This is a genomic window from Marinobacter sp. BW6 (assembly GCF_008107725.1).
Taxonomy (GTDB): Bacteria; Pseudomonadota; Gammaproteobacteria; order Pseudomonadales; family Oleiphilaceae; genus Marinobacter.
Map to the genome: position 1 here is coordinate 1 of NZ_VIRN01000050.1, position 25477 is coordinate 25477.

Sequence of the window (25477 nt, forward strand, 5' to 3'; positions counted from 1 at the left end):
CACTGTCCTGATATTTCGTATCCGAAATACCTCGGCCAGCGCCCACACGAATTACTTGGTCAACTTTTTAAAGAGCGTTTGAGCTGTTGCTCAATCAAGGTGGCGTATTCTACATCGTTCCGCCGCCTTGTCAACCGTTTATTTTTCGTTGTTTTCCGTCTCCGGAAACCGCCGAAAAATGACCCGGCTTACTGCTTGTCTCGAGGCGTGCATTCTACAGTGAATCGCTTGCCTGTCAACTGCCTTCTGAAGAATTTTGAAACTCATTTTCTTCAGCGCTTTCAAACAGTTATCTTCCGATTTTTGAGCCGCCTCAGCGGTGCCCCCCTCGAAAGAGATGCGCATTCTACAGACCTGCCCGAGGGTGTCAACGGCGATTCTGAAAAAAACTCAAAATCGCCCAAAATCGATCAGACAGTAATCAGAACCCGAGCGATCTTCTTCTTGCCAGCCTGGATGACGCAATCATCGCCTTCCACAAACATCCGGTCGCCCTCGAATTTCTGACCATCGACAAATACCGCACCACGCCCCAGGACATCCCGGGCTGCCGCGCCGTTCTTTACCAAGCCAGCCAGGCGAAGCACCGCCGCCATCGGAATCTCGGACTGCCCCTCCAAAGGCACCTCAACAGTTGGCACATTGTCCGGGATCTCGCCGAGCGCCACTCGGTTACCGGCGGACTTGTGAGCGGTCCGGGCCGCCTCTTCATCATGGAAACGGGTAATGATCTCTTCCGCGAGCAGCTTTTTATAATCCTGGGGATTGGCGCCACCAGCAACGGCCTTACGGAACTCGTCCACCTCGGTAAGCGGCCGGAAGCTCAACAGTTCAAAGTAGCGCCACAGGAGATCATCCGGCATGGAGAGCAGCTTGGTGTACATTTCGCCAGGCGAGTCGTTGACGCCCACATAGTTCCCCAGAGACTTGGACATCTTCTGGACACCATCGAGCCCTTCCAGAATTGGCATGGTGAGGATCACCTGCGGCGACTGGCCGTAATGCTTCTGCAGAATACGCCCCATCAGGAGATTGAACTTCTGGTCGGTACCGCCCAGCTCAACATCCGCCTCCATGGCCACGGAGTCATACCCCTGGACCAGAGGGTAGAGAAACTCGTGAATGGCAATCGCCTGCTCGGCACGGTAGCGCTTGGTGAAGTCATCCCGCTCCAGCATGCGCGCAACGGTGTATTGACCCGCCAGTTTAATCATATCCGCGGCGCCCATCTTGTTCATCCAATCGGAGTTGAACATAACGCGCGTTTTTTCAGGGTCCAAGATCTTGAACACCTGCTCTTTATAACTAACCGCGTTCTCAGCAACCTGCTGCTCCGTTAGAGGAGGACGCGTGGCACTCTTGCCAGTGGGGTCACCAATCATTCCGGTGAAATCACCGATCAGGAACATCACTTCATGACCAAGATCCTGGAATTGCCGAAGCTTATTAATGAGAACCGTGTGCCCAAGATGAAGATCCGGCGCAGTGGGATCGAAACCCGCCTTGATCCGGAGCGGACGACCTTCCTTTAGTTTTTCGATGAGCTCATCTTCCGGAATGAGCTCGTCTACGCCTCGCTTGATTATCGCCAACGCTTCATCAATGGATGCCATGAACAACACGTCCCCGCTTTGATCTTGGAAAGATTCTGTCAGTTACAGAGTTCAACAAAAGAAATCTGTGAGTTACCTATTCCCCTGCTACAGTAGGCTGACCAGAATTTGATCAATACCGACTTTGCAGGGCCGCGTATTATAACAACGCTGTCAAAAGAAATCCGGAGGATGGAACAGCAACCGTAATGTTCCACGCTGTCCCGCATGCATTTTATACGGTAATCTGTTGGACTATACTTGAACAACAGCTTTAATTAGGTAGTACAAGCTGCCGGAATGCCGATTAAAACGGGTGCGATACGTGCTAAAAATGTTTCCCAAAACTCACATTACCATTGCTGCCGCGGCCACCGTTGTTGTTACCGCAGCCATCCTGATGAGCCCCAGCAGCAATGTTGAAGCCAAAAGAATGTCTTACTCTCTGGACCTGGAGCAGGGCTCCGTTGCCGAGACAGGCGCCGCGCCAGAGCAGGCAACACCGGCGGCAGCCGCCGTAGCAGAAATCCAGCCAGAAGCATCCGAATCAGATACACCGGCAGAAGCAAGCCACCAGGCAAGCCTTGCCGCCCCGGAACAACCCGATGCTCCGAAAAAGCCGGAACTCGACTGGCAAACCTTTGCAATCAAATCCGGTGACACCCTGTCTTCGCTGTTCAGGAAAGCCGGTTTCAATGACGGCATCATGCTCTCCGTGATTCACGGCGACGGCGAGGCGGAAAAGGTTCAGCGACTTTATGCTGGCGAGACGATCCGCTTTGCAACAACCGAAGACGGCTCACTTGCAGCCATTGAGCTGCAACGAAATCTTCTTGAGTCCCTGAAGATCGCGAGAGACGGCGAAAGATTTATCGGCGAGACCGAAGTTCGCAAACCGGAAGCACGGCCGGCCTTTGCGTCCGGCACCATCGACGGATCCCTGTATCTTGCTGCACGTGATGCCGGCCTTAACGACCGCCTTACCATGGAACTGGCTGGCATCTTCGGCTGGGACATCGACTTTGTTTACGATGTTCGGAAAGGCGACCAGTTCGAAGTGGTTTACGAGGAACTCTACTTGGACGGCGAAAAGTTCGATACCGGTCGAATCCTGTCTGCCAGGTTTGTTAACCGTGGTGAAGAAAACCTCGCCCTGCTGTACACCGACAGCAATGGTGACAGTGATTACTACGCCCCCGACGGCAAGAGCATGCGCAAAGCATTCCTGCGAACGCCGATCAACGCCCGCATTTCCTCCCCCTTCAACCTGCAACGCAGGCATCCGGTTCTGGACGTTGTCCGCCCGCACGAGGGCACTGATTATGCAGCGCCTCCGGGAACCCCCATCAAAGCCGCAGGTTCGGGTCGCGTGAGATTTGCCGGTTGGAAAGGTGGCTACGGTAGGACTGTTATTCTCCAACATGGCGACAACATCACTACCCTTTACGCTCACATGAGCCGCCTGGGCAAAGGCATCAAGAACGGCACCCGGGTAAAGCAGGGCCAGACTATCGGCCATGTTGGCTCGTCCGGAATGGTTACCGGCCCCCATCTGCACTACGAGTTCAGGCTGAACGGGGCGCCACGCAACTCGCGCACCGTCAAGCTGCCAGATGCCAAGCCCATTCCGTCTTCCGAGATGGCCCGATTCAAGCAGTTCACCGAGCAACGAATCGCCCAGTTTGACGTTTTCCGCGAGAGCTACCAGCAACTCGCGCTGGCCTCAGACGACTGAGCGACGAATGGAAGCCTGGATAGGGTTGATGTCGGGCACCAGCATGGATGGCATTGATGCCGTGCTGGTGTCGTTCCAGAACAACACCGTACAGATCCACGCGTCGCACACGATCCCCTACCCCGATGCAATTCGCCACCGCCTGCTCGCCGCCAGCCAGAATCAGGCTGCACCCGACGAAATCGGTGAACTGGACACCCTGGTCGGCACACTGTTCGCGCAGGCAGCCGCCGAGGTTGTTCAAAGGTCCAGCTTTGACAGAGCGATAATTCGCGGCATTGGCAGCCACGGACAAACGATTCGACACCAACCTTCTGGCAAAGCACCTTTTTCCATCCAAATCGGCAACCCTTCCGTGGTTTCCGAAGCCACGAGCATCACGACGGTCGCAGATTTCCGAAGGCGTGACATGGCCGCCGGAGGCCAGGGCGCGCCGCTGGTTCCAGCCTTCCACAAGGCCTTTTTCGGCTCCAAGACAGAGAACCGCTGTATTCTAAATCTTGGCGGCATTGCCAACATCACCTGGCTTCCGGCCAAGGCGGACATGTCAGCAACTGGCTTCGACACCGGCCCGGCCAACGCATTGATGGATGCCTGGTGTCTGGCCCAGACCGGGCTTCCCTTTGACAGCGATGGCCATTGGGCCCGCGAAGGCTCGGTCAACCAGGAGCTTCTTGATGACATGGTTTCCGATGCCTACTTCTCGAAAGCGCCACCGAAAAGCACGGGGAAAGAACGGTTCAATCTGGAATGGGTAAAAACGCTGGTCAACCGCCACCCGGACATTCCAGCCGAAGATATTCAGAGAACCTTGTTGCAACTGACCGTCGACAGCGTCGTTAACCAGCTGCCTGTGACCGAGGATCTTCGGGTTTACGTCTGCGGCGGCGGGGCGCGGAATCCGCTCTTGATGGAAGAGCTCGGCAAGGCACTGCCGGAAGCCCGACTTTCACTTACGTCGGAACTGGGAGTGGACCCTCAAATGGTGGAGCCTGTAGCATTTGCTTGGCTGGCAAAACAGGCCCTAGAAGGCAAGCCTGGAAATCTGCCGGAGGTGACCGGAGCAGAGGGCCCTCGGATTCTGGGCGCCATCTACCCGGCCTGAAGTCTCTTCGGATCAGATAGAGAAGGAACTGCCACACCCGCAGGTGGAGCTGGCATTGGGGTTCTGGACCACGAACTGGGATCCCTGAAGGCCTTCCTGGTAATCAATGGTGGCGCCCACCAGATATTGATAGCTCATCGGGTCAACCAGAAGAGAAACACCATCACGCTCAATCACGGTGTCTTCTTCCTCCTGATTCTCATCAAACGAGAAGCCGTACTGAAATCCGGAACAGCCCCCGCCCGTGACAAAGACGCGGAGTTTGAGTTCGGGGTTCTCTTCTTCCTCGATCAACTCACGTACTTTGGCAACGGCACTGTCACTGAAGAACAGCGGTGTGGCCATTTGTTGCTGAACTGCGCTCAAGTTCGCCTCCGGATTATCATGAACAACTCAAGCGATTATGGTATTCCTGACTAAAACAATCAACTATTCGGACTTTCCACCATCGTCCGACGCCTCGGACTCCGGAACCTGATCACCGGCGGAAACCTGTTTTTGCCCGGATCCGGCAGGTTTGGAATCCTGGGAGAGCAGCCCGACAGGCTCCCGCTGATGCACCAGATTGCCGTTCACCGACGCACCCATCGCCATTTCGATCAGGTTGTAGTAAACGCTGCCATTAATAGAAGCTTTTTCCGCCAGCTCAAGATGTGCCGACGCGTAGACATCACCATTCACAGTACCGTTAATGATGACGTGAGGCGCATTGATATCGCCTGTCACTTCACCAACTTCCGAGACCCTCAGTACCGCGTCGGCGCCCTCATCGGCGACCACCTTGCCGCGAATCCGCCCATCCACGTGCAGCCCACCGCTGAAATGCATATCTCCTTCGACGGTCGTTCGTGAGGAAATCAGGGTGTCAAAATGGCCGGTGGGCCGGCGCGGTTTCTGCTTTTTCTTTCCAAGCATGTCAGTTCTCCGTTAGATCGTCCCAGTTAAAGGTGCGCTCGGCTTGCGAGGATTTTTTTCCCTCCGCCTGGGCCACCACCTGAATCTCAAGCGGCTCAAATTCTTCCGGCAATGTCAGGGAACCTTCGACATCCTGAAAATACCGGAAACGGAATTTCACACCGAGATCGGCTATGTCCTCCGAAAGATCACGCAAAGCGATGACCTCTTTTTCTTCGTTGCGCACGCCAATGACGTTTACCGCCACCACGCCGGAAATGTAACTCTTGTTGTTGCCGACCTGAGTCAGCACCAGCTTGAAGTCATAGCTTTCCTGATTACGAACTCGAACCAGAGTGAAACTGTCAACCTGGAGCCCTTTACTGGTTTCCGACGGCGCCATAATGTTTTTATAGAATGTCAGATCTGATTGCAGTGACCCAATCCGGGTTTCCAGGTCCACGATGGTTTTCCGCGCCTGGTTCAGGGCCTGCTCATCAATAGCTCGCCCACGCTCCAGGTTAATAAGCTGTTGCCGGGCATTGCGATAATCGTCCCGCAGTTTCTCGACTTCGTTCTCCAGCACCTGGTTTGACTCCTCGGCACTGGAGAAACGGAAACCACTCTGGGCCAGCCCTGTAGCATACCCGGCAATCGCCGCCACAATGGTGAACACCAGCAGGATGGCCGTTCTTCGCAGGCGGTACCCCGGACGATGCCGGATGACCACATATTCTTCGGCCGGCTTTCGCTGTTCGCTCACAATTTTCCCTTGGGCATCAAGGCAGCAGTGCCGGGGCCTCAAGCCCCATGGTTTCTTTCAGGCCGAACATGATGTTCATATTCTGAACCGCCTGCCCCGCCGCGCCTTTCACCAGGTTATCGATGACGGAAGAGACAATCACGATGTTGCTCTGCTCCTGCCTGTGAAGGGCCATACGGCACTGGTTCGCCCCGCGCACACTCCGGGTTTCCGGATGGCTGCCAAATGGCATCACATCGACAAAGGGCTCATCGGCAAAACGCTCTTCAAACAGCGACTGCAACCGATCAAAATCGGCCGGATTTTTCAGCTCTGCGTAGAGTGTCGCCTCAATGCCACGAATCATCGGAATCAGATGGGGAACGAAGGTCACGCCCACATCGCCACCAGCCGCGCCCGACAGACCCTGGCGAATCTCTGGCAGGTGGCGATGGCCTGAGGCGCCATAGGCCTTGAAGCTTTCGCCAACCTCACCATGCAGCATGCCAATCTTGCCCTGCCGGCCAGCACCGCTGGCGCCGGATTTGGCGTCCGCAATCAAACGGGCAGGATCCACCAGCCCCTGTTCGAGCAGTGGCAGAAAGCCCAGTTGGACCGCAGTCGGGTAGCAACCCGGATTGGCAACCAACTGAGCTGCACGAATCTCTTCGCGCACCACTTCCGGCAGCCCATAAACCGCCTTCTCCGCCCATTCCGGGCTTTCATGAGCCATGCCATACCAGTTGGCCCAGACATCCAGATCTTTCAGACGAAAATCGGCGGACAGATCCACCACACGCACGCCGGCCGACATCAGTTCCGGAACCATTCTCATGGCCACACCGTGAGGCGTGGCGAAGAAAACCAGGTCGCACGATCCGAGCACGGCTACGTCCGGCTCCGAAAACGCCAGGTCATAGTGGCCACGCAAATTCGGGTACATATCCGCGACCGGCATGCCCGCCTCAGACCGGGAGGTAATGCAACTGACCGAAACTTCAGGGTGAACCGCGAGGATTCTCAGCAGTTCCACACCGGTGTAGCCGGTGCCACCAACGATGCCTACTTTAATCACCATTTTCTCCAGCGACGTCGTATCAGAATTAAGAGCTTTAACGCCGTAGTCTACCATGATAAACCAATGACTTATTGCAGCCCTCAGGGCGACCGTTACAATGTTGTCAGAATCCTTCTGACAGTCCACCCAAATCCACCGGAACTCTGGCCTCATGCAGAAAATCTGGCACCAGATTACCGAGCATCTGATCCCTGTTTTCCGGCGCCGACTGTCCGGCGTTGATGCATTACCGCAACTGGCCGTGCTCGGCCTCCTGTCCGGCTTGATTACCGGCGGCGTTATCCTCGTGTTCCGCCTGGCCATCGAGTGGCCGCTCGAGCATTTTCTCCCCGGAGATGGCTCCGAATCCTTCGAGCAACTGGACCTGCTAACCCGGGGGCTTCTCCCGCTTGCCGGAGCCCTCAGCCTGGGCTTGCTGATGCACCGACTGGCCACCCACGACCGCAAAGTTGGGATCGTTCATGTCATGGAACGACTGAACTACCATCAGGGCTACATCTCGATACGCAGTGCGATTGTGCAGTTTATCTCGGGGGTGGCCACCGTGGTCAGTGGCCAGTCGGCAGGTCGAGAGGGGCCGGCCGTGCATCTGGGTGCAGCCTTTTCGAGCCTCATGGGGCAATGGATGCGCCTGCCGAACAACAGCATCCGGACACTCGTAGCCTGCGGTTGCGCGGCGGCAATATCAGCCTCTTTCAACACGCCGATCTCCGGCGTCATTTTCGCCATGGAAGTGGTGATGATGGAATACACCATCGCCGGTTTTACACCGATAATCCTGGCCGCTGTCAGCGCTGCCATTGTTTCCCAGGCGGTCTATGGCACGGAACCGGCCTTCAGCGTGCCGGCGCTGACCATGAACTCGTTAACGGAAATCCCCTGGATACTTGCCATTGCCGTTATTATCGGGATTTCGGCCGCGCTGTTTATCCAGCTGGTCGACACCATGGGCAAGCACCACCACCGTCCGGTTCTGTTGCGCATCACCATTGCGGGCCTTCTGATGGTGCCATTCGCCATTTTCATTCCCGAAACCATGGGTATTGGTTACGACACCGTCAACGAAACCATTAATGGCGAACTCGGGTTCTGGCTCCTGCTCGGTGCCGGCGCCGCCAAACTGGTGATTACATCACTCTCTATCGGGCTGGGCATGCCAAGCGGCGTGATCGGCCCCACCCTGTTTATGGGGGCAACCCTGGGCGGTGCGATGGGATTGATTGGTGCCCAGATCATGCCGGAACACGCGTCATCGGTTGGCTTTTACGCCATGCTGGGAATGGGTGCCATGATGGGAGCCGTGCTTCAGGCGCCGCTCGCTGCTCTAATGGCGTTGATGGAGCTCACGCGAAACCCCAACATCATTCTTCCAGGCATGCTGATTATTACCACCTCGAGCCTGGTCACCAGCGAGGCCTTCGGCAAGAAGTCACTGTTCCTGACCATTCTCAAAAACCAGGGGCTGAGCTACCAGAATTCTCCGGTGATTCAGGCCCTGCGACGGGTGTCGGTTGGTGCCATCATGGACCGCAGCATACTGCGCACTGAACGCCATCTGACAGTAGAGGAGGCCCGCAAGGTTCTGAAGTCCGAACCCAAATGGCTGGTGGTTGAGGGCAGTAACGGGCCGACCGCCCTGTTACCGGCAGTCGATCTGGCGAGGTACCTGGAGGACACAGAAAAGCTGGCGGCCGAAGAAGAGATTGAACCGCCGGAGTCGATTGATCTGATGGATATCCCCGCCAATCGGCGTGACGTTGCCCCGGTGCAGTATCAGGCCACTCTGGAGGAAGCATTAAATGAGTTCGATGCAACCAATGCCGAGGCCCTCTACGTACAACGTCACGTTGCGCCAATGATCCAGCGGGTTTATGGCGTCGTGCTGAAAGCCGACATCGAGAGTTACTACCAATACCGACGGAGCTGACGAATGCTGTGGGTGAAAGCCTTCCATATTATTTCACTGGTATGCTGGTTCGCCGGCATTTTCTATCTGCCCAGGCTGTTCGTCTACCACGCCGCCTGCGAGGATGAGCCTGGTCGCGATCGCTTCAAGATCATGGAACGCAAACTGTACCGCGGTATTACCACACCTTCGATGATCGCGACCGTTGTCTTCGGTGTCTGGCTGATCAGTTACAATGCGTCTGGTTATTTCAGTCAGGGCTGGATGCATGCCAAGCTGTTACTGGTGGCCATTCTGATCACTTACCATTTTTACTGCGGACACCTTGTAAAGGTCTTCCGGGACGACCAGAACACCAGAAGCCACGTGTTTTACCGTTGGTTCAATGAGCTGCCGGTCCTGATTCTGCTGGCCGTTGTTATCCTGGCTGTTGTCAAACCATTTTGAGGAGCTGAGTCATTAAGCGCTATACCCGACCCCAGGTTCTTATTCTTTCCGGCCTCGACCCGTCCGGCGGTGCCGGCATTCAGGCCGACATTCAAGCGGTCACCTCACTGGGCTGCCACCCTTTGCCGGTCCTCTCCTGCCTCACCGTGCAGGACACCCGCAACGTGTATGGCGCCGAAGCTGTATCGGCAGACCTGATTCGTCAGCAACTTCGATGCCTTGCTGAAGACACCCCCATTCACGCCATCAAAACCGGCGCCCTGGGCAATGCAGCGGTTGTTGATGTGCTGGTGGATTTCATCCGTGAACACCCGGGCGTACCAGTGATCACCGACCCGGTGATCAAAGCCGCAGGTGGTGGTGACCTGGCCGACGACGAGCTCGTTACCGCCATGAAAGAGAAGCTCTTTCCCCTGGCAGAGATGATTACGCCAAACGGTATCGAGCTGGCGATGCTCGGGGGCAGCGATGATCCCGACCAGGCCGCCGAGAACCTTTTGGACGGCGGATGCGAATCGGTATTGGCAACCGGAGGGCATGGCACCGGCGTTCACATTATCAACACTCTCTACAACCACTCGCCAGAGCCCATGCACTGGGAAGTTGAACGTGTCGGCGGCGAGTATCACGGCACAGGCTGTACGCTGGCTGCGGCCATTGCCGCCGGGAGAGCCTCCGGCCTGTCTCAACGTGCTGCCATTTCCCAGGCCCAGAACTACGTTCATCGCGCCATCCTGCATGCTTTGGAAGTGGGCAAGGGCCAACCGGTACCGGATCGAGGCATTCTGTGGGAACGATGAGCAAAGGGCTTCGTCCGGGCCTCTACGCCATCACGGACAGCGTGCTCACGCCACCCGAAACACTGATCGAATCGGTTGAGGCAGCGCTTCGGGGCGGAGCGGTCATGGTACAATATCGCGAGAAACACGCGCCGATGGCCGAGAGACTTACCCAGGCAAAAAAACTGCAGGCTGCTTGCCGGAACGCTGGCGTCCCGTTGCTGATCAACGACGACCCGCATCTCGCGAAACGCGTGGGCGCTGCCGGGGTCCATATGGGGCAGACGGATGGCTCGCTGACGGCCGCCCGTCAACTGCTCGGTGACCAGGCCATTATCGGTATCACCTGCCACGCCGATCTGGCATTGGCGCGGGCCGGACTGGAGGCCGGTGCCGACTACCTGGCCTTCGGGCGCTTCTATACGTCGTCGACCAAACCCGGAGCACCGGCTGCATCCCCAAGGGTGTTGAACGAAGCAAAGAGTTTCGGGCGCCCACTGACTGCCATTGGCGGTGTAACGGTAGAGAACGCCGAACCGCTTATCCGCGCCGGGGCCGACATGCTTGCCGTGGTTGGCGGCCTGTATGGTGGCACCAACCACGAGATTGAGTTGCGAGCCAAAGCCTTTGAACGCTTGTTCGCAAGCCATCACCCACTTTTTTCACTTCCCGAATAACAGGAGCCCAGATCCATGACGCACTCCGAAACCCTGTTCGAGCAGGCCCAGAAATACATCCCCGGTGGCGTGAATTCTCCGGTCCGGGCATTTCGCGGTGTCGGTGGTACGCCCATTTTCTTCAAACACGCCCAGGGCGCCTATCTGTACGACGAAGACGATCAGCGCTACATCGATTACATCGGTTCCTGGGGCCCCATGATTCTTGGCCACGGTGACCAGCGAATCAAGGATGCGCTGCATGCCCAGGTCGATCTGGGCGTTGGCTATGGCGCACCCACGGCCCTCGAAACCGAGATGGCCAAGAAGGTGTGCGAACTCGTGCCCTCCATCGAACTGGTTCGCATGGTGAATTCCGGCACCGAGGCCACCATGAGTACTGTTCGACTCGCCCGGGGCTACACCGGTCGCGACAAGATCGTGAAATTTGAGGGCTGTTACCACGGCCATGTGGATTCACTGCTGGTTAAGGCCGGCTCCGGCGCGCTCACCCTGGGTGTACCGAACTCCCCGGGCATTCCCGCCAGCCTGGCCGAGCACACCATCACGCTGACCTACAACGATATGGACAGCGTTCGGGAATGCTTCCGGGAGATGGGTGACCAGATCGCCGCCATTATCGTTGAGCCGGTGGCTGGCAATATGAACTGCATTCCGCCAGTTCCGGGCTTCCTGGAAGGACTGCGGGAAGTGTGCGACGAGCACGGCACCGTGCTGATCTTCGATGAAGTGATGACCGGGTTCCGCGTGTCCCTGGGTGGCGCTCAGGGGCTGTACGGCGTCACACCGGATCTCACAGCGCTGGGCAAAGTAATTGGTGGCGGCCTTCCGGTCGGCGCCTTTGGCGGCAAACGGGAAATCATGGAGCACATTTCGCCACTTGGCCCGGTCTATCAGGCAGGCACCCTGAGCGGCAACCCCCTGGCCATGTGTGCCGGTCTGACAACGTTGAATGCGATCTCCGAACCCGGCTTCCACGACCGGCTGACCGAGAAAACCAATGCCGTTCGCGATGGCCTGAAAGAAGCAGCGGATGCCACCGGCATCCCGTTGACGGTGCAGAGTGCGGGCGCCATGTTCGGGTTCTTCTTCACCGAGGAAAACGCTGTCACCCGCTTTGACCAGGTCATGGCCTGTGATGTCGAACGCTTCAAGAAGTTCTTCCAAGGCATGTTGAAGGAAGGCGTCTATCTGGCCCCATCAGCCTTTGAGGCCGGTTTCACCACGGCGGCACTGTCAGACCAGGACATCGCCGATACCATAGCGGCGGCGAAAAAGGTCATGGCCAAGCTCTGATCTTTCGACGCTTTACCATTGACGCCCCGCAGGTCACAGCATGTCCTGCGGGGCCATTCACGTGACGGGCATCACACTTCCACGGCGAACACACCCACCTGGCCTCTTACGCCGTTGACTTATCACCCCGACTGATCAAATGTTGATCTGATCTCTACCGAGATGCTCTGACGGCACCAATCTAACAAGCACAAGAATCAAGTCAGCGCACGGAAGCACTCGATCTGCCAACAAGCAGATGCAGTACGAGAAGGAAGTCTCTGGAGCAACCCGTTAGGTTGAGCCGCAGTTTGAATAACAAACACAACATCAAACTGTAGGAACGACAATGAAACTCTGGATCCAAGCACTGGCCCTGGCCCTCACTGTGGCCTGGTCCGCCCCCTCTGCCGCCTGGTGGTGGGACTCTACCCCTTCAAACTACACAGATACCCGATACCCGGTTGTGCTGGTGCACGGCATGTTCGGCTTTGACTCCGTTGCCGGCGTGGACTACTGGTACGGGGTTGCGGAGGATCTCCGTAAATACGGCGCCGATGTCTACACTACTCAGGTGCCCGCCCTGGACAGCACTATCGCTCGCGGTGAAGCCCTGTTGCCGCAGGTACAGGCCATCGCCGCAGTGCACGGCAAGGTCAATCTGATTGGCCACAGCCATGGCGGCCCCACTGCCCGCTACATCGCCAGGGTACGTCCGGATCTGGTCGCCTCAGTGACCTCCGTTGGCTCGCCGCATAAAGGTTCACCGGTCGCAGACCTTATCTACGGCTCCCCCGCCGAAAGCCTGGCAGCGAATCTGGGCAATGCCCTGGGCGGTCTTATCGACCTGCTGTCCGGGGGCGGCTACAGCCAGGACCTGCGTTCCAGCCTGGAATCCCTCACCACCCAGGGCAGCGCCGAGTTCAACAACTTTGCACCTGCCGGCGTTCCAACCACCGCGTGCGGTGAGGGTGCTTACTCGGCAAACGGCGTCCGCTTTTATTCCTGGGGTGGCACCGGTGTTCTGACCAACGCACTGGATCCGTCCGATGCGCTTCTGGGCACCACCAGCCTCGCCTTCGGCTTCAGCCAGAACGACGGCCTGGTAGGCCGCTGTAGCAACCGGTTTGGCAAGGTTATCCGGGACAATTATTTCATGAACCATCTGGACGAAGTGAATCAGGCCCTGGGACTGCACAGCCTGTTCGAGACAGACCCGAAAGCGGTTTTCAAGCAACACGCCAACCGCTTGAGGAACGCCGGACTGTAATGGGTAGCCGGCCTTCTGGCTTTGCGGTGCAGAGCTAGAAGGCCCCTTCCAGGGTCAACATCAACGTCTGGCGCTGATAATCATACTGCGACAGGCTGCTTCGGTTGTCTTGAACCAGCCACTCCCCCCGGACCAGCCAAAGGCTGTCCAGGGACTTCTCCGCCAGCAACCCGATCTCCAGACGGTTATCCTCCCTGCGGCCGCTCTCGCCAGCCGAGGTCACCAACTGGTGGGGATCCTGGTATCGGCTATGGCGACCCGCGCCTGTTGCCCCAAGATCAAGGTCGGGATACCAGCGATAGCGACCGGCAAACTCCAGAGTGTGGCGGGTGGGCGAGACACTGACAAACTCATCGGCTGCTCGAAAATCCCGCCGATCATTGATTTCCAGTGAGTATTCGCCGTCGAATCGCCAGGCCCCCACGTACTTCAGTACATGAAGGCGTGCCCGATACCACTGACCATCATAAGCCTCGTAACCGGAGCCACCGTTCACGGTGGCCGCTGCCAGGGATATATCGCATTGGTCAGGCGCTACCACCAACGAACACTCACGCCAACGATAAAACCCCTCAATGCCGTATCGGGTTTCAAGGGATTGGCTATCGAACCAGGATTTTGCCAACGACAGCAACGCCCCCCGCTCACCCGCCACCAGGGTCTCAGACCAGGCTATTTGTCCCTGCAACACCTGGGTATCGTATTCGTCATCGGAGGGGTATTCGCGAGAATAGGCGACCGCGTCGACGGCAATCCGAGAGCGAGTGCCTACTGGCCGTTCGTATCCTCCCGAAACCAGTGCTTCAAGAAAGCCCCCTCCTTCGCTGGAAACCGTATCCTCGGGCAAGCCGGCGATGTTGGAATCGTAGCCGCCGGATATGCCCAGATAGCCACGAATTGAAGGCGGGCGAGCCGCCTGCGCGACGCCTCCGTCCAGTTTTTTGAGCTGGGCCAGGGCCAGGGCCCGGACTTTATCCGGAGCACCCTCCGCGGAGGCCTGTTCAAACCATTGTCGTGCTTTATCTGACTCCTCTTTGGCAAGCGCAACCAGACCAAGGTTATACCGAGCCAGGGCGCCATTGGAGCCCTCCAGCAAAGCGCGAAAGGCAGATTCTGCGGTGGCGTAATCGCCAAGCTGGTAACAGACAACACCAAGGTTGTAGAAGAGGGAGGGAGATGCCATGCCAGCAGAAACAGCACTCTGGAAACGCTCTTTCGCAGCGTTCAGATCGCCCGCTTCAAAGGCTTCAACGCCGGCACGAAAATCTTCCTTGCCGGCATCAGTTTCAGCCGCCTGAAGAATCACCGTGGGCATTAACAAAAGGATCAGCGACAGGGCGCGCCAAATTACCAGCAAACAGGTCTCTCCGGATTAATACAGGCGAGGGAGGACCGGCTACAACTCCGGTTTCAGCGATCCAGCCCTGGTGCATCCGGCAGCTCTGGGCGTTCCGGCCGCTCCGGCAACTCAGGCTTACCCTTGATCAGTTCCCGGGATTGCCTGGCTTTGTCAGACATGGATTCACCGAACTCACGCCCCCTCTCTCGGGCTTCACTCGCCGCATCCACCCCTCGGGAGCCGGACTTACCCGGATTTTCAGGCCTTTCGGTAGCGCGGGGCAACTCGATTTCCCGCACGACTGAATCGGTGAGCTCTGCGTCGTCAGTTACCATACGCATGGTAACATCCAAATCCTCGTTGGCCAGCGTTGTTGTCGGGCCCCAGAACCCTAGCATGAGTAATCCTGCCAGCTTAACCCTCAGTGCAAGCCTCTCACTGATCATGATTCTGGATCCTCGACCGGTCGTTGTGGGTATTCGGGAATCGGAGCACGGAAGGTTTTCTGGCGATCTCCGGTGTCCAGTCTTGCCACCAGCTCCCCGGCACCTGGAAACAGCAACTTCAGCGGCAAAGACAGAACGTTCTCGCCTGCATCAAGGCTCACCTGCCAGCTAAGCTTGTGATGTCCGGGCCATGAGGTCAGCTCCACGTTGGGCGGGAGTTCAAGTGTCAGGGTGACATCCTCCAGTGCTTCACCGGAATGGAAAGCGAGGCGCACCATTTTTTCAACAGGCGCCACTAAAGAGATGTCCTGCTCTTCATCAACCACGCCTGTATCGGTGACAACGGGCGCTTGCACATCATTGAAGCCCGTTGGCTGCATCAGGAAACCCAGTCCGATACCCATTGCCAGAGCGGCCGCAATAGCACCTCCCAGGACCCTGTGACTCCAACCTGAATCCCATTGGGCAGCCCCACGGGCCGAAGAGAGCACACGATGATGGAAATCAGGCGAAGGCGCCGGAACGCCGAACTTTTCCTGGAGCGCCCGCGCCAGGGCACGCTCCGAGGCCAGTTGCTCGCTGCATATCTGGCAGGCAGCAGTATGCTCCTCTACCCGGGCACGGGCGGTGGCGGAGAGCTCGTTACTGATGAAGGCGGGCAGATCCGCCCGGATTTCGTTGCAGGACATTGTCATCACCTCACTCCCCCACACGTCCAGCTGGCTCAATTGGTTCCAGCTCCCGCTGCAATTTCGTTCGCAGGGCTGCCCGGCACCTGTGCAGCCGCGACTTCACGGTCCCCAACGGGATATCCAGCACCGCGGCAATGTCTTCCTGGCGCCAGCCGTCCACATCATGAAGCAACAACAGGGTTCGCTGGTCAGGCGTCAGGGTCACCATCACCCGGTCCAATACCGGGCCCAGGCGAGCGTGCTCCAGCTGCAGATCCGGGCCAACGCTGTCCGATTCGAGGCTGTCCAGCCAGTCGGCCTGGCTCTCAGTGCCGACCAACTCCGTCAACGGACGATCCCCCTGGCGGTTTTTACGACGAACCTGGTCGATAAACTGCCGGTAGAGCACACGGTTTAGCCAGGGCCGCAGCTGCTCAACGCTTTCCAGCTCATCAAGCCGTGGGTAGAGCTTTACCACCACATCCTGAACCAGGTCTTCGGCGTCCTGTTGCTGGCCGGCCAGGCGGTAAGCAAACCGGTACATCGCGTCCAGATGGGGTTGCACCAGGGTTTCAAACCGCCGGGACTTGGGGGGCTTAAAAGGAAAGATTGCCAAAGCCGTTGTTTACCTACGTGGGTTCATGCCAGCGGGGCAGTCTATATCAAGTTGCCGGGCCGGTGCATTTGCCAGTTTCTTAAAGTGCTTCGCCAGATGGCTCTGCGTCATTAAGACACGTTAACAAAAAGCCTGGAACGATGCTGCCTACCTGCTCGTGATAGTGATGTTGGGTAGCGTTTCAAGTCGCTACGAAAATACCAAATAAGCCTTGGAGGTTTATATGAAACGTTCGATCCGTCTTTTCACCGTATCCGCTCTGGCTGCCGGCATTGCTGCCTGTGGCGGTGGTGGCGATGGCAGTAGTACCGGTTCAACAGGCACCGTTTCATTTGACGTGACTGATGCTCCTGCAATGGAGTTCTCTGACGTCACGGTCTCATTTACCGGGATTTCCCTGAAGCCAGTGGACGGAGAATGGGTCAAGTTCAGCTTTGATGAACCAAAGACGTGGAACCTGCTAGAACTTCAAGGTGGCATGAGTGAACCGCTTATCACGGAAGAGGAAGTGCCCGCAGGCGACTACTCGCAACTTCGGCTGCTGGTAAACACTGAAGAGTTGGCCTCTTACGTAGTGCTGAAGGATCAACCAGATGTCAAAAAATCACTAGCCGTTCCTTCAGGCACTCAGAGTGGCCTTAAGCTGAACGGTGATTTCGTAGTTGCGGCAGACACGCAGACAGATTTCACCATTGATTTTGATGTCAGGAAATCCATTGTGAATCCTCAGGGTCAGTCGCTAGCAGATTACCTGCTAAAGCCTTCGCTCCGCTTGGTTAACAACCTGGAAGTTGGCTCTATCACTGGTGAAGTGGACTACGCCACTATTAACTCAACTAGGCTTAGTAACGACGAACTCGCAAACTGTTCCGAAGATTACGCAGGCGCGGTTTACGTCTATCAAGGTACAGACGTAACACCGACCGACCTGAACGTGGATAGCGAGGGAGTGCAGCCGATAATGGCCGTTCCTGTGAAAGACGAAGACCTCGACGGCATCTACAACTACACGGCCGCATTTCTTGTCGCAGGCGACTACACCATCAGCTATAGCTGTCAGCTCGACAACAACGAAACTGATGATGAACTCGACTTTGAAGGCACTCAAAATGTGAGTGTTGTCGCTGATACCGAAACGGAGGCGGATCCAATACCTCTGCCTCAGTAATTCCGGACCACCTGCGTTTGGAGGCCCCTGTCTGAACAGGGGCCTCCATTACAACGCCGCAGCCCTCGCCTCCGCCTGATCCGCTCCCGCAACATTTCCGCGTGCCCTGCGAATATCCGCCAGCAACAGCCAGCCGGCTCTCTGCAACCGAATATCACTGCCCGCCAGGGACAACCCCTTCAACGTAAACTGCTCCGCAGAGCCCAGCTGATTGCCCGCCACGTAGGCTTCGGACAGTTTGAAATACACCTCGGCAGAACGGGGTGCGATCCGCTGTGCACGCTCCAGACGGGCGATAGCACCGGATACGTTGCCCTGAGCCAACAATTGGTCAGCCTCACGCACCAGGCTGAGCGCCGCGGGCGAGAGGCCATCCCCGGTTTCACGATAACTCGGGGAACTCGAACGGGAAGGCTCCTTGGCTTCCGGAGCCGCCTCCGGTTGCTCACTCTTGCGCCAAACCGGGGCTTCGCTGTCTACAGTGTCAGTACTGGTTTTCGGTGGTTCAGGCGCCTTGGCCGGCTCATCACCGACGGGCACGTAGATTCCCCCTCCCGGTCCTGAAGCACAACCGGCTACTGACAGCATTGCAGTAATGAGGGCAGCCCTGAACGAAATACGGTCAATCATTGAAACAGTCCTTCAAACCAGCCCCGGATACGACGTTCCAGATTTCCGGAGCACGAAATTGTCTGCGTGGGTTCACTGCCGGCAATATAAGGCAGCAGTCGGGCATTATCACAGTATTCGTCCGTCAGTGCCTGCTGCTCCGAATTCACCCAGTGATAATTTACTCCATCGGGCACCACCGGCGAAAAGCCGTGCTGTGGAACCTGCGCCATGAACTTCGACCACACCGGCAGTGCGCCACTGGCCCCGGTCAGTGATGTGGGACCGTTATCATCGCGCCCGACCCAGGCCACGGCAAGCAGGTCGCCACTGAATCCGGCAAACCAGGAATCCCGGCCATCGTCGGTGGTTCCGGTCTTGCCAGCAAGGGTGAGCTCTTGAGGCACTGTGTAATAGGCAGAGCGGCCCGTCCCTTCCTGCATGGTTTCCTGCATGGCGTACTGTACCAGGTGGGCGGCGGCGGAATCGGCAACCTGCTCGACCTCAAGACTGTAACGAGATAACGCCTCACCGCCGGCATCCGTCACTTCCCGGATGGTGCGCAGCGGGGTATTGAAGCCTGAGGTCGCCAGCCCCTGATAGATCTGTGCAACCGTCACAGGGCTCATTGAAACCGAGCCCAGAAGCATGGACGGATAACGGGAAATCGGCGTGTCTACGCCGAAGGCCGTCAGAGTGTCCCGAACTTCGTCCACGCCAATGTCCAGCCCAACGCGAACGGCCGGCAGGTTATAGGAACGTGACAGCGCCTTGTGCAAGGGCACTTCACCACGCTCCTCACCATCGTAATTCTTGGGCTGCCAGCGCCTGCCATCGTCGAACTCCAGGGTAAAGCTCTTGTCCAGCACCGGCGTGGTCAAGGTATATCTCTCCGGCTCCTGCAAGGCCGACAGATAGATAAACGGTTTGATCAGCGACCCGATAGGTCGATTGGCATCGAGTGCCCGGTTGAATCCGGCAAATTGCGGATCCCGGCCACCGACAAGCGCCAGCACCTCCCCGGAATCCTTCGCGGTTACCACAAGAGTCGCCTCCAGCGCCTCGGCACCCTGCCCACCGCCCAGCCTCGGGAGGGTATCGGTTACCGCATACTCTGCCGCGTACTGGATTGCGGGGTTCAGGGTGGTGAAGATCCGCAGACCTTCACTGCGGAGATCCTCTTCCTTGTAATCACGGGAAAGGTGTCGTCTGACCAGATCGATATAGGCCGGGTAGCGATTCTCGGAATACGATGGTCGCTCACTGACCCCGAGGGGCAGACCACGGACTCTGGCCGCGCGGCCTGGCTCAACCAGGCCCGCCTGCTCCATTTCAGAAATGACCAGATTCCGCCGCTCTGTTGCACGCTCCGGATGACGGCGCGGGTTGTAGTAGCTGGGGCCTTTTACCATCCCCACCAGCAAAGCGATCTGGTGCACATCCAGATCCTTCAGGGATTCACCAAAATAGAACTGGCTGGCCAGGCCAAAACCATGAATGCTGCGTGTGCCGGCTTGCCCGAGGTAGACCTCGTTCAGGTAGGTTTCCAGGATGTCGTCTTTCTCATAGTGCAGCTCCAGCAGCACCGACATCAGGGCTTCGTTGGCCTTTCTCACCAGCGTCTGTTCGCGAGTCAGGAAGAAGTTCTTCACCAGTTGCTGGGTCAGTGTGCTGCCACCCTGAACGATTCGTCCGGCCTGGATGTTGGCCAGCATCGCCCGGCCGATAGACAAAGGGGCGATGCCGAAGTGATCGTAAAAGTTGCGATCCTCGACCGCCATCAGCGTGGTTGGTAACAACGCGGGCACTTCTTCCAGTTGAACCAGTACCCGATCTTCTTTGTGTGCCGGATAAATACCGCCAATCTGGGCGGGCTCAAGCCGGACAATCGGGGCATTGTCGCCTTCAATCACCGAAAAGCCCTGAACCCGATCGCCCGAGATCGACAGAGAGATCCGGCGCCGGGGCTCATCGCCGTCCGGGAACGAAAAGCCCCGGGTACTGATGACGAAGCGATTCCCACTGCGCTGGTAACTGCCTGATTTTTTGCCGTCGCCTTTGCGGAAACCGGAGAGGCTCAACTCCCGTTCGAGGGCACTGGCACTGACGCTGGCACCATCGAAAAGCTCCAGCGGACGGGCGTACACCCGGGACGGGACTTCAAAACGCCGGCCCTCGAAACGGGAGGTCACCACGGCATCGAGGTAAACCATCCAGCCTGCCAGCAAAACGAGACCGATGGCACATAACCGGAACATGAAACGCCAGAACCACGGCCGACGACCGTTGTTCGAAGAACGTCTGGAGGGCTTTCGTCTGGGGCTGGAAGATGCTTTGGATTTTTTCATGGCGCGATTATAACGAAGGGAGCGGTGAGTAAGGCAGGCCAACCGTGTGTTATTTCTGTAATCTGCCCGTTATGATAGGGCAAGAAAAATCAATGGGTTCAGGGAACGCGAGGAGAGCACGGTGAGTGAGACATCCCCAGGCAATCTGATTCTGTCCATGCAGAATCCAAATCTGTACGACCATCCTGTCGATGGCTTTCAGGTTATCGAAACTCACATCTCTCAGGTGATCCTGACCGGTGACTACGCCTACAAGATCAAGAAGCCCATGGATTTCGGCTTCCTGAACTTCTCCACCCTCGATCGCCGGAAACATTTCTGCGAGGAGGAGCTGAGACTCAATCGACGGCTCGCCGAAAAACTGTATCTGGAAGTGGTGCCCATCACTGGCACGCCGGAAAACCCGATCCTCGGTGGCGAGGGCGAAGCCTTCGAATACGCCATCAAGATGCGCCAGTTCGGTCAGGAACACCTCTTCGATCGTTTGCAGGAGCAGGGAGGGTTGGCCCCCGAACCGCTGACAGACCTGGCCCGTCAGGTCGCTGCCTTCCACGACCAGTTGCCGCCCGTGCCCGATGAAAAACCGCTTGGAACGCCCGAGGCGGTGTTTTCCGCCATGCAGGAGAATTTTGACCAGATCCGTCCGATGATTGACGACCCGGATCTGCTCATGCAGCTGGATAACCTCCAGGCCTGGACCGAATCCACCTTCCAGAGGCACCGGGAGCTGATTGCGCACCGCCGCGCCAGCGGCATGGTCCGGGAGTGCCATGGCGACCTCCATCTGGCCAACATCACCCGCTTCGAGGGCGAGGTGACCGTATTTGATTGCATCGAATTCAACGAACCGTTCCGCTGGATCGATGTCATCAACGATCTCGCGTTCCTTCTGATGGATCTCGAATCCCGCGGGGAAAATGCCCTGGCCAATCAGGTGCTCAATTCTTACCTGGAATACCGGGATGACTTCGAGGCGCTGCCGTTACTGCCGCTCTACAAGGCTTACCGCGCCATGGTCCGCGCCAAGATCGCCCTGTTCACTATGGGCAACCCCGGAATCACTGACGCCGACAAAGCCGACCTGATGCAGCGCTATCGCGACTACGTCCAGTTGGCGGAGGATTACGGCACTATTCCCAACCACTACCTGCTGGCAACCACCGGCCTGTCCGCCAGCGGCAAGACCTGCGTCAGCGCCGCCATGGCAAATGAGCTGGGGCTGATCCGCCTGCGTTCCGATGTCGAGCGCAAGCGTCTGCACGGGCTGGCGCCACTGGAGAGTTCCCGCTCACCGACCGGTGGCAACCTGTACACCGAGGAAGCAACAGAGAAAACCTATCAGCGACTGGCAGAGCTCGCCGGCCACGTTCTGGCGGCCGGGTTCCCGGTGATTGTGGACGCCGCCAGCCTGAAACAGAAGGAACGGTCTTTGCTGGCATCCGTAGCCGAGGCCCAGGGCGTGCCCTTTACTCTGATCCATTGCGAGGCACCGGAAGACCTGCGCCGGGAGTGGATCCGCAACCGCAAGGGGGACGCCTCCGAGGCCACCGAGGAACTGCTGGACGCCCAGCAAACCTGGTTTGAACCTTTGACCGCGGAAGAGAAAAGCCACACCGTCCATCTGCACACCGATCAGGAACATGTGGCGGAAGCCGTGGCCGGCCGGATCCGGCAACACCTGGGCATCCCCGGCGGCAAAGCCGGTTAAGAACAACATCAGGCGCCTATGGGCGAGCGCGAGGTTCGATATGGACGATAAAAGCGAACACGAAGTACATCAGATCAGCCACCCGCTCTACGATATTCTTCGTAGCGAGGACATGCAGGCATTCAATGCTGAAAAGGCAAAGCTCGCAGAGCTCCCCAGTTTCGCTCATGGCGATTTCCGGGGGCTGGATCTGAGAGGAATGGATGCCAAGGGACTGGATTTCCGCCACGCCTACTTTCGCGGTGCAGACCTGCGGGGTGTGGACTTTTCGAAATCCAGAATGGAAGGCTCAAGCATCGCCAGCGCCAAGATTTCCGGTTGCTATTTCCCGCATCGCCTGGACGCCGATGAGATCGTCATGTCCCTGAACCACGGGACCCGCATGCGCTACGCCATCTTGCCGAAATGAGCAGTAACCAGAACGCCTGGCAGCCCGTTTGTCCCGCATCCGAGCTGGCACCGGGCCGTTTTGTCGAATTCCGGCTCCGGGAGAAGGCCCGGGAGCCGGAAGGTATGCCGTTAACCGGCTTCCTGTTCCTCGACGGCAGTACGCCCCGCGCCTATCTGAATATTTGCCCGCATCTGGGCGTCGAGCTGAACTGGATGCCGGGCCGGTTCATGGATTCCGACAATCTGTTCATCCAGTGCTCGACCCACGGCGCCCTGTTCAAGCCCGCCGACGGCGAATGCATTGCCGGCCCCTGCCAGGGTGATGCACTCACCCATCTGGACTTGCGGGAGCGGGACGGCCAGATCGAAATCAGACTTCCAGAATAACCGGCACCGATTCGGTCAGCGTCAACACGCCCGTCGGGGTGCCGTCGCTCTCGCTCAAGTCGGCGCGATAGGCGATCACTTCCACACCTGCATCGCAGGCCTGCCGTAGTAGCTCACCGTATTTGCGATCAATGTGGTCGGCCGGGCGCACGGTTTGAATGCCGGTGTGGTTGACCACGAAAAACAAGACCGCGCGATCACCCTGCTGGACCTGGGCCATCAGCTCTCGAAGGTGTTTCTGACCGCGCTCAGTCACCGCATCCGGGAAAAAGCCCTGCCCGTTCTCCGCCAGCGTGACATTCTTGACCTCCACCCAGGCATCGGCCGCCGTGTCATGGCCGGAAAGCAGCAGGTCAATCCGACTTTTCTCTGAACCATACTTAACCTCGGCGCGGCACTCGGAATAACCGCCCAGTTCCACAACGGTGCCGCCCTGCACCGCCTCCCGGGCCTGGCTGTTCGGCCGGGCGGTGTTCACGCAGGCCAGCTGCCCGGGCGACGTTTCCACCAACTCCCAGGTGTACTGCAGTTTGCGCTTGGGATTATCACTCCGGCTGAGCCAGACCCGAGCATCCTCTGGCTGACAGCCCAGCATGGACCCGGTGTTCGGGCAGTGGGCGGTCACCTCCGAGCCATCCGGCAGCCGCACGTCTGCCAGAAAGCGTTTGTAACGGCGGATAAGCCGGCCTTCAACCAACGGTTCTGGAAACTTCATGTGATCTCCGTACAAAAGTCGATGTCACAAGGCTGGCACCCCCGTGACTAATCTGCTATTTTCCGCAAATTCCCGTTTCAGGACGAATGCTTCATCCAGGGTATAACCGCGCAGCCACGGGGGCTCACGCGGAGGGAAGCAAACCGTTCTTGTGAAGTACAAACAAGAGGCCGGGTTCAATGGCAACGACTGCAGAACAACCACGCGAACGTTTTACCAACTTCACCCCCTATGAAATGAAGAAGGGTGAAGAGTACATGAGTGCGGAAATGCTCCAGCACTTCAAAGATCTGCTGCTGCAATGGAAGCAGGAGCTGATGGAAGAAGTCGACCGCACCATGCACCACATGCAGGAAGACGCCGCAAATTACGCGGATCCCAGCGATCGCGCAACCCAGGAAGAAGAGTTCAGCCTGGAGCTGCGTACCCGCGACCGCGAGCGGAAGCTGATCAAGAAGATTGACCAGACCATCGACCGCATCGACAAAGACGACTATGGCTTCTGCGATCAGTGTGGCGTGGAAATCGGTATCCGCCGTCTGGAAGCGCGACCGACAGCCACCCTGTGCATTGATTGCAAGACACTGGCCGAGATTCGCGAACGCCAGACCGGCATCTGAGCCTACCACTCAACAGCTGCCGGCCGGGGCTTTTTGCAGCCCCGCCGGCTGACTGACCGCCATGAACAATCCTTCGTATCGGGGTCGCTTTGCGCCCTCGCCGACCGGCCCGCTGCATTTCGGCTCACTGGTTACCGCACTTGCCAGCTTCCTGGAAGCCCGCAGCCAGGGCGGCCAGTGGTTTATCCGCATTGAAGACCTGGATCCTCTGAGAGAACCGCCGGAAGCTACCGGTCAGATTCTCGCCAGCCTGGACGCCCATGGCCTGTTTCCCGACGAGCCAGTGCGATTCCAGTCCAGACGCCATGACGCCTATCAGAAAGCCATTGAGCGCTTGCTCGAAAGCGGACACGCCTATCGCTGCCAATGCTCACGCAAGGAGCTGCAAGCCAACGAAGGGCGCCACCCGAACCATTGCCGCAGCCGCAAAGCCATAGACGGCGACCGTCCTTATGCCATCCGTTTTGCCCTTGAAGAGGCGGACTGCCATTGGCAGGATCTGCTATTGGGACCACAACACCAGACCGTAAAGGCAGAGTTTGATGATCCGGTGATCCTCCGTAAGGAAGGATTCTACGCCTATCAGCTCGCCGTGGTTGTTGATGACATTGACCAGGGCATTACGGACGTGGTGCGCGGCTCGGACCTTCTGGACATGACGGCGCAACAGGAGCAGATTTACCGGGCACTGGGTGCCCTCCCCCCACGTTGGCTGCACATCCCGGTCATACTCAACGAGCAGGGCCAGAAACTCAGCAAGCAGACCCACGCCCCGGCACTCAACGACGAAGAGCCTGTCGACAACCTGTTCCGGGCGCTTGTCGCACTTGGCCAGAATCCGCCTGACTACCTGGCAACCGGGTCCCTGGAATCCCTGCTGGAATGGGGCCGGAGGAACTGGCAACGGGGCGCCATCCACCTGACATCCCGGTGAGGGACATGGTATAAAGCCCTTCTCAC

Annotated in this window: 26 protein-coding genes; 14 read left to right on the top strand and 12 right to left on the bottom strand. The window is 57.9% G+C overall.

What is annotated here, in order from left to right:
- Positions 1–410 precede the first annotated feature (410 nt).
- The gene (gene tyrS, locus FMN52_RS04270; RefSeq protein WP_148607474.1) at positions 411–1613 is read right to left on the bottom strand and encodes a tyrosine--tRNA ligase; all 1203 of its coding nucleotides are present in this window, start codon (positions 1611–1613) and stop codon (positions 411–413) included.
- A gap of 304 nt (positions 1614–1917) precedes the next feature.
- Here tyrS and FMN52_RS04275 point away from each other — a divergent pair, with 304 nt between their 5' ends.
- Positions 1918–3327, top strand: a complete 1410-nt coding sequence (locus FMN52_RS04275) for a peptidoglycan DD-metalloendopeptidase family protein (RefSeq protein WP_148607475.1) — start codon at positions 1918–1920, stop codon at positions 3325–3327.
- A gap of 7 nt (positions 3328–3334) precedes the next feature.
- Entirely contained in the window at positions 3335–4432 is a 1098-nt protein-coding gene (locus tag FMN52_RS04280; protein WP_148607476.1) for an anhydro-N-acetylmuramic acid kinase, read from the top strand.
- A gap of 12 nt (positions 4433–4444) precedes the next feature.
- On the opposite strand, the gene erpA is transcribed toward FMN52_RS04280, so the two are convergent.
- From erpA to argC, 4 genes are all read right to left on the bottom strand, one after another.
- Complete coding sequence (gene erpA, locus FMN52_RS04285) at positions 4445–4777, bottom strand: iron-sulfur cluster insertion protein ErpA (RefSeq protein WP_205424901.1); 333 nt, start codon at positions 4775–4777, stop codon at positions 4445–4447.
- 84 nt (positions 4778–4861) lie between these two features.
- Complete coding sequence (locus FMN52_RS04290) at positions 4862–5347, bottom strand: polymer-forming cytoskeletal protein (protein WP_148607478.1); 486 nt, start codon at positions 5345–5347, stop codon at positions 4862–4864.
- 1 nt (position 5348) lies between these two features.
- Positions 5349–6089 (bottom strand): DUF6776 family protein, encoded by a 741-nt coding sequence (locus FMN52_RS04295; RefSeq protein ID WP_148607479.1) that lies wholly within the window; start codon positions 6087–6089, stop codon positions 5349–5351.
- A 16-nt stretch (positions 6090–6105) separates the two neighbouring features.
- The gene (argC, locus tag FMN52_RS04300) at positions 6106–7143 is read right to left on the bottom strand and encodes an N-acetyl-gamma-glutamyl-phosphate reductase (protein WP_148607545.1); all 1038 of its coding nucleotides are present in this window, start codon (positions 7141–7143) and stop codon (positions 6106–6108) included.
- Between the two features lie 154 nt (positions 7144–7297).
- Here argC and FMN52_RS04305 point away from each other — a divergent pair, with 154 nt between their 5' ends.
- The 6 genes from FMN52_RS04305 to FMN52_RS04330 all read left to right on the top strand — a co-directional run bounded on the left by FMN52_RS04305 (position 7298) and on the right by FMN52_RS04330 (position 13500).
- Positions 7298–9073 (top strand): chloride channel protein, encoded by a 1776-nt coding sequence (locus FMN52_RS04305; RefSeq protein ID WP_148607480.1) that lies wholly within the window; start codon positions 7298–7300, stop codon positions 9071–9073.
- Positions 9074–9076: 3 nt separating this feature from the next.
- On the top strand, positions 9077–9499 hold the full coding sequence (gene hemJ, locus FMN52_RS04310) for a protoporphyrinogen oxidase HemJ (RefSeq protein ID WP_148607481.1): 423 nt from the start codon (positions 9077–9079) through the stop codon (positions 9497–9499).
- A gap of 41 nt (positions 9500–9540) precedes the next feature.
- Entirely contained in the window at positions 9541–10299 is a 759-nt protein-coding gene (locus tag FMN52_RS04315) for a hydroxymethylpyrimidine/phosphomethylpyrimidine kinase (RefSeq protein ID WP_148607482.1), read from the top strand.
- Positions 10287–10955 (top strand): thiamine phosphate synthase, encoded by a 669-nt coding sequence (gene thiE, locus FMN52_RS04320; protein ID WP_205424898.1) that lies wholly within the window; start codon positions 10287–10289, stop codon positions 10953–10955. The genes FMN52_RS04315 and thiE overlap by 13 nt, the downstream gene beginning before the upstream one ends.
- Positions 10956–10970: 15 nt before the next feature.
- Positions 10971–12251, top strand: coding sequence for a glutamate-1-semialdehyde 2,1-aminomutase (gene hemL / locus FMN52_RS04325; protein ID WP_148607483.1), 1281 nt, complete (start codon positions 10971–10973; stop codon positions 12249–12251).
- Between the two features lie 328 nt (positions 12252–12579).
- On the top strand, positions 12580–13500 hold the full coding sequence (locus FMN52_RS04330) for a triacylglycerol lipase (protein ID WP_148607484.1): 921 nt from the start codon (positions 12580–12582) through the stop codon (positions 13498–13500).
- 34 nt (positions 13501–13534) lie between these two features.
- Here FMN52_RS04330 and FMN52_RS04335 read toward each other — a convergent pair whose 3' ends face one another.
- The 4 genes from FMN52_RS04335 to FMN52_RS04350 are packed head-to-tail and all read right to left on the bottom strand — an operon-like array spanning position 13535 to position 16572.
- Positions 13535–14857, bottom strand: coding sequence for a tetratricopeptide repeat protein (locus FMN52_RS04335; RefSeq protein ID WP_148607485.1), 1323 nt, complete (start codon positions 14855–14857; stop codon positions 13535–13537).
- Between the two features lie 53 nt (positions 14858–14910).
- Positions 14911–15285, bottom strand: a complete 375-nt coding sequence (locus FMN52_RS04340) for a hypothetical protein (RefSeq protein ID WP_240339392.1) — start codon at positions 15283–15285, stop codon at positions 14911–14913.
- On the bottom strand, positions 15282–15980 hold the full coding sequence (locus FMN52_RS04345) for a zf-HC2 domain-containing protein (RefSeq protein WP_240339393.1): 699 nt from the start codon (positions 15978–15980) through the stop codon (positions 15282–15284). Before FMN52_RS04345 ends, FMN52_RS04340 begins: the two co-directional genes overlap by 4 nt.
- Before the next feature lie 4 nt (positions 15981–15984).
- The gene (locus tag FMN52_RS04350) at positions 15985–16572 is read right to left on the bottom strand and encodes an RNA polymerase sigma factor (RefSeq protein ID WP_162851855.1); all 588 of its coding nucleotides are present in this window, start codon (positions 16570–16572) and stop codon (positions 15985–15987) included.
- Positions 16573–16795: 223 nt separating this feature from the next.
- On the opposite strand from FMN52_RS04350, the gene FMN52_RS04355 reads away from it, so the two are divergent.
- Positions 16796–17740 carry a DUF4382 domain-containing protein gene (locus FMN52_RS04355; RefSeq protein ID WP_148607486.1) on the top strand — a complete coding sequence of 315 codons (945 nt, stop codon included), beginning with the start codon at positions 16796–16798 and terminating at the stop codon, positions 17738–17740.
- Between the two features lie 48 nt (positions 17741–17788).
- On the opposite strand, the gene FMN52_RS04360 is transcribed toward FMN52_RS04355, so the two are convergent.
- Positions 17789–18370: a tetratricopeptide repeat protein gene (locus tag FMN52_RS04360; RefSeq protein WP_148607487.1), complete on the bottom strand. Its 582-nt coding sequence runs from the start codon at positions 18368–18370 to the stop codon at positions 17789–17791.
- Positions 18367–20697: a penicillin-binding protein 1B gene (gene mrcB, locus FMN52_RS04365; protein WP_148607488.1), complete on the bottom strand. Its 2331-nt coding sequence runs from the start codon at positions 20695–20697 to the stop codon at positions 18367–18369. The genes FMN52_RS04360 and mrcB overlap by 4 nt, the downstream gene beginning before the upstream one ends.
- Before the next feature lie 121 nt (positions 20698–20818).
- Here mrcB and FMN52_RS04370 point away from each other — a divergent pair, with 121 nt between their 5' ends.
- The 3 genes from FMN52_RS04370 to FMN52_RS04380 are packed head-to-tail and all read left to right on the top strand — an operon-like array spanning position 20819 to position 23182.
- On the top strand, positions 20819–22405 hold the full coding sequence (locus tag FMN52_RS04370) for a bifunctional aminoglycoside phosphotransferase/ATP-binding protein (RefSeq protein WP_148607489.1): 1587 nt from the start codon (positions 20819–20821) through the stop codon (positions 22403–22405).
- A gap of 40 nt (positions 22406–22445) precedes the next feature.
- A complete protein-coding gene (locus tag FMN52_RS04375; protein ID WP_148607490.1) occupies positions 22446–22814 on the top strand; it encodes a pentapeptide repeat-containing protein in 369 nt (122 codons plus the stop codon).
- Positions 22811–23182, top strand: a complete 372-nt coding sequence (locus tag FMN52_RS04380) for a Rieske (2Fe-2S) protein (protein WP_148607491.1) — start codon at positions 22811–22813, stop codon at positions 23180–23182. The genes FMN52_RS04375 and FMN52_RS04380 overlap by 4 nt, the downstream gene beginning before the upstream one ends.
- On the opposite strand, the gene sfsA is transcribed toward FMN52_RS04380, so the two are convergent.
- Positions 23166–23897, bottom strand: a complete 732-nt coding sequence (sfsA, locus tag FMN52_RS04385; protein ID WP_148607492.1) for a DNA/RNA nuclease SfsA — start codon at positions 23895–23897, stop codon at positions 23166–23168. The genes FMN52_RS04380 and sfsA overlap by 17 nt on opposite strands.
- 179 nt (positions 23898–24076) lie before the next feature.
- On the opposite strand from sfsA, the gene dksA reads away from it, so the two are divergent.
- Together dksA and gluQRS are read left to right on the top strand one after the other, a co-directional pair.
- Positions 24077–24517 carry an RNA polymerase-binding protein DksA gene (gene dksA, locus FMN52_RS04390; protein WP_008173182.1) on the top strand — a complete coding sequence of 147 codons (441 nt, stop codon included), beginning with the start codon at positions 24077–24079 and terminating at the stop codon, positions 24515–24517.
- Positions 24518–24578: 61 nt separating this feature from the next.
- Positions 24579–25451, top strand: a complete 873-nt coding sequence (gene gluQRS, locus FMN52_RS04395; RefSeq protein WP_148607493.1) for a tRNA glutamyl-Q(34) synthetase GluQRS — start codon at positions 24579–24581, stop codon at positions 25449–25451.
- The last annotated feature ends 26 nt before the right edge of the window (positions 25452–25477 follow it).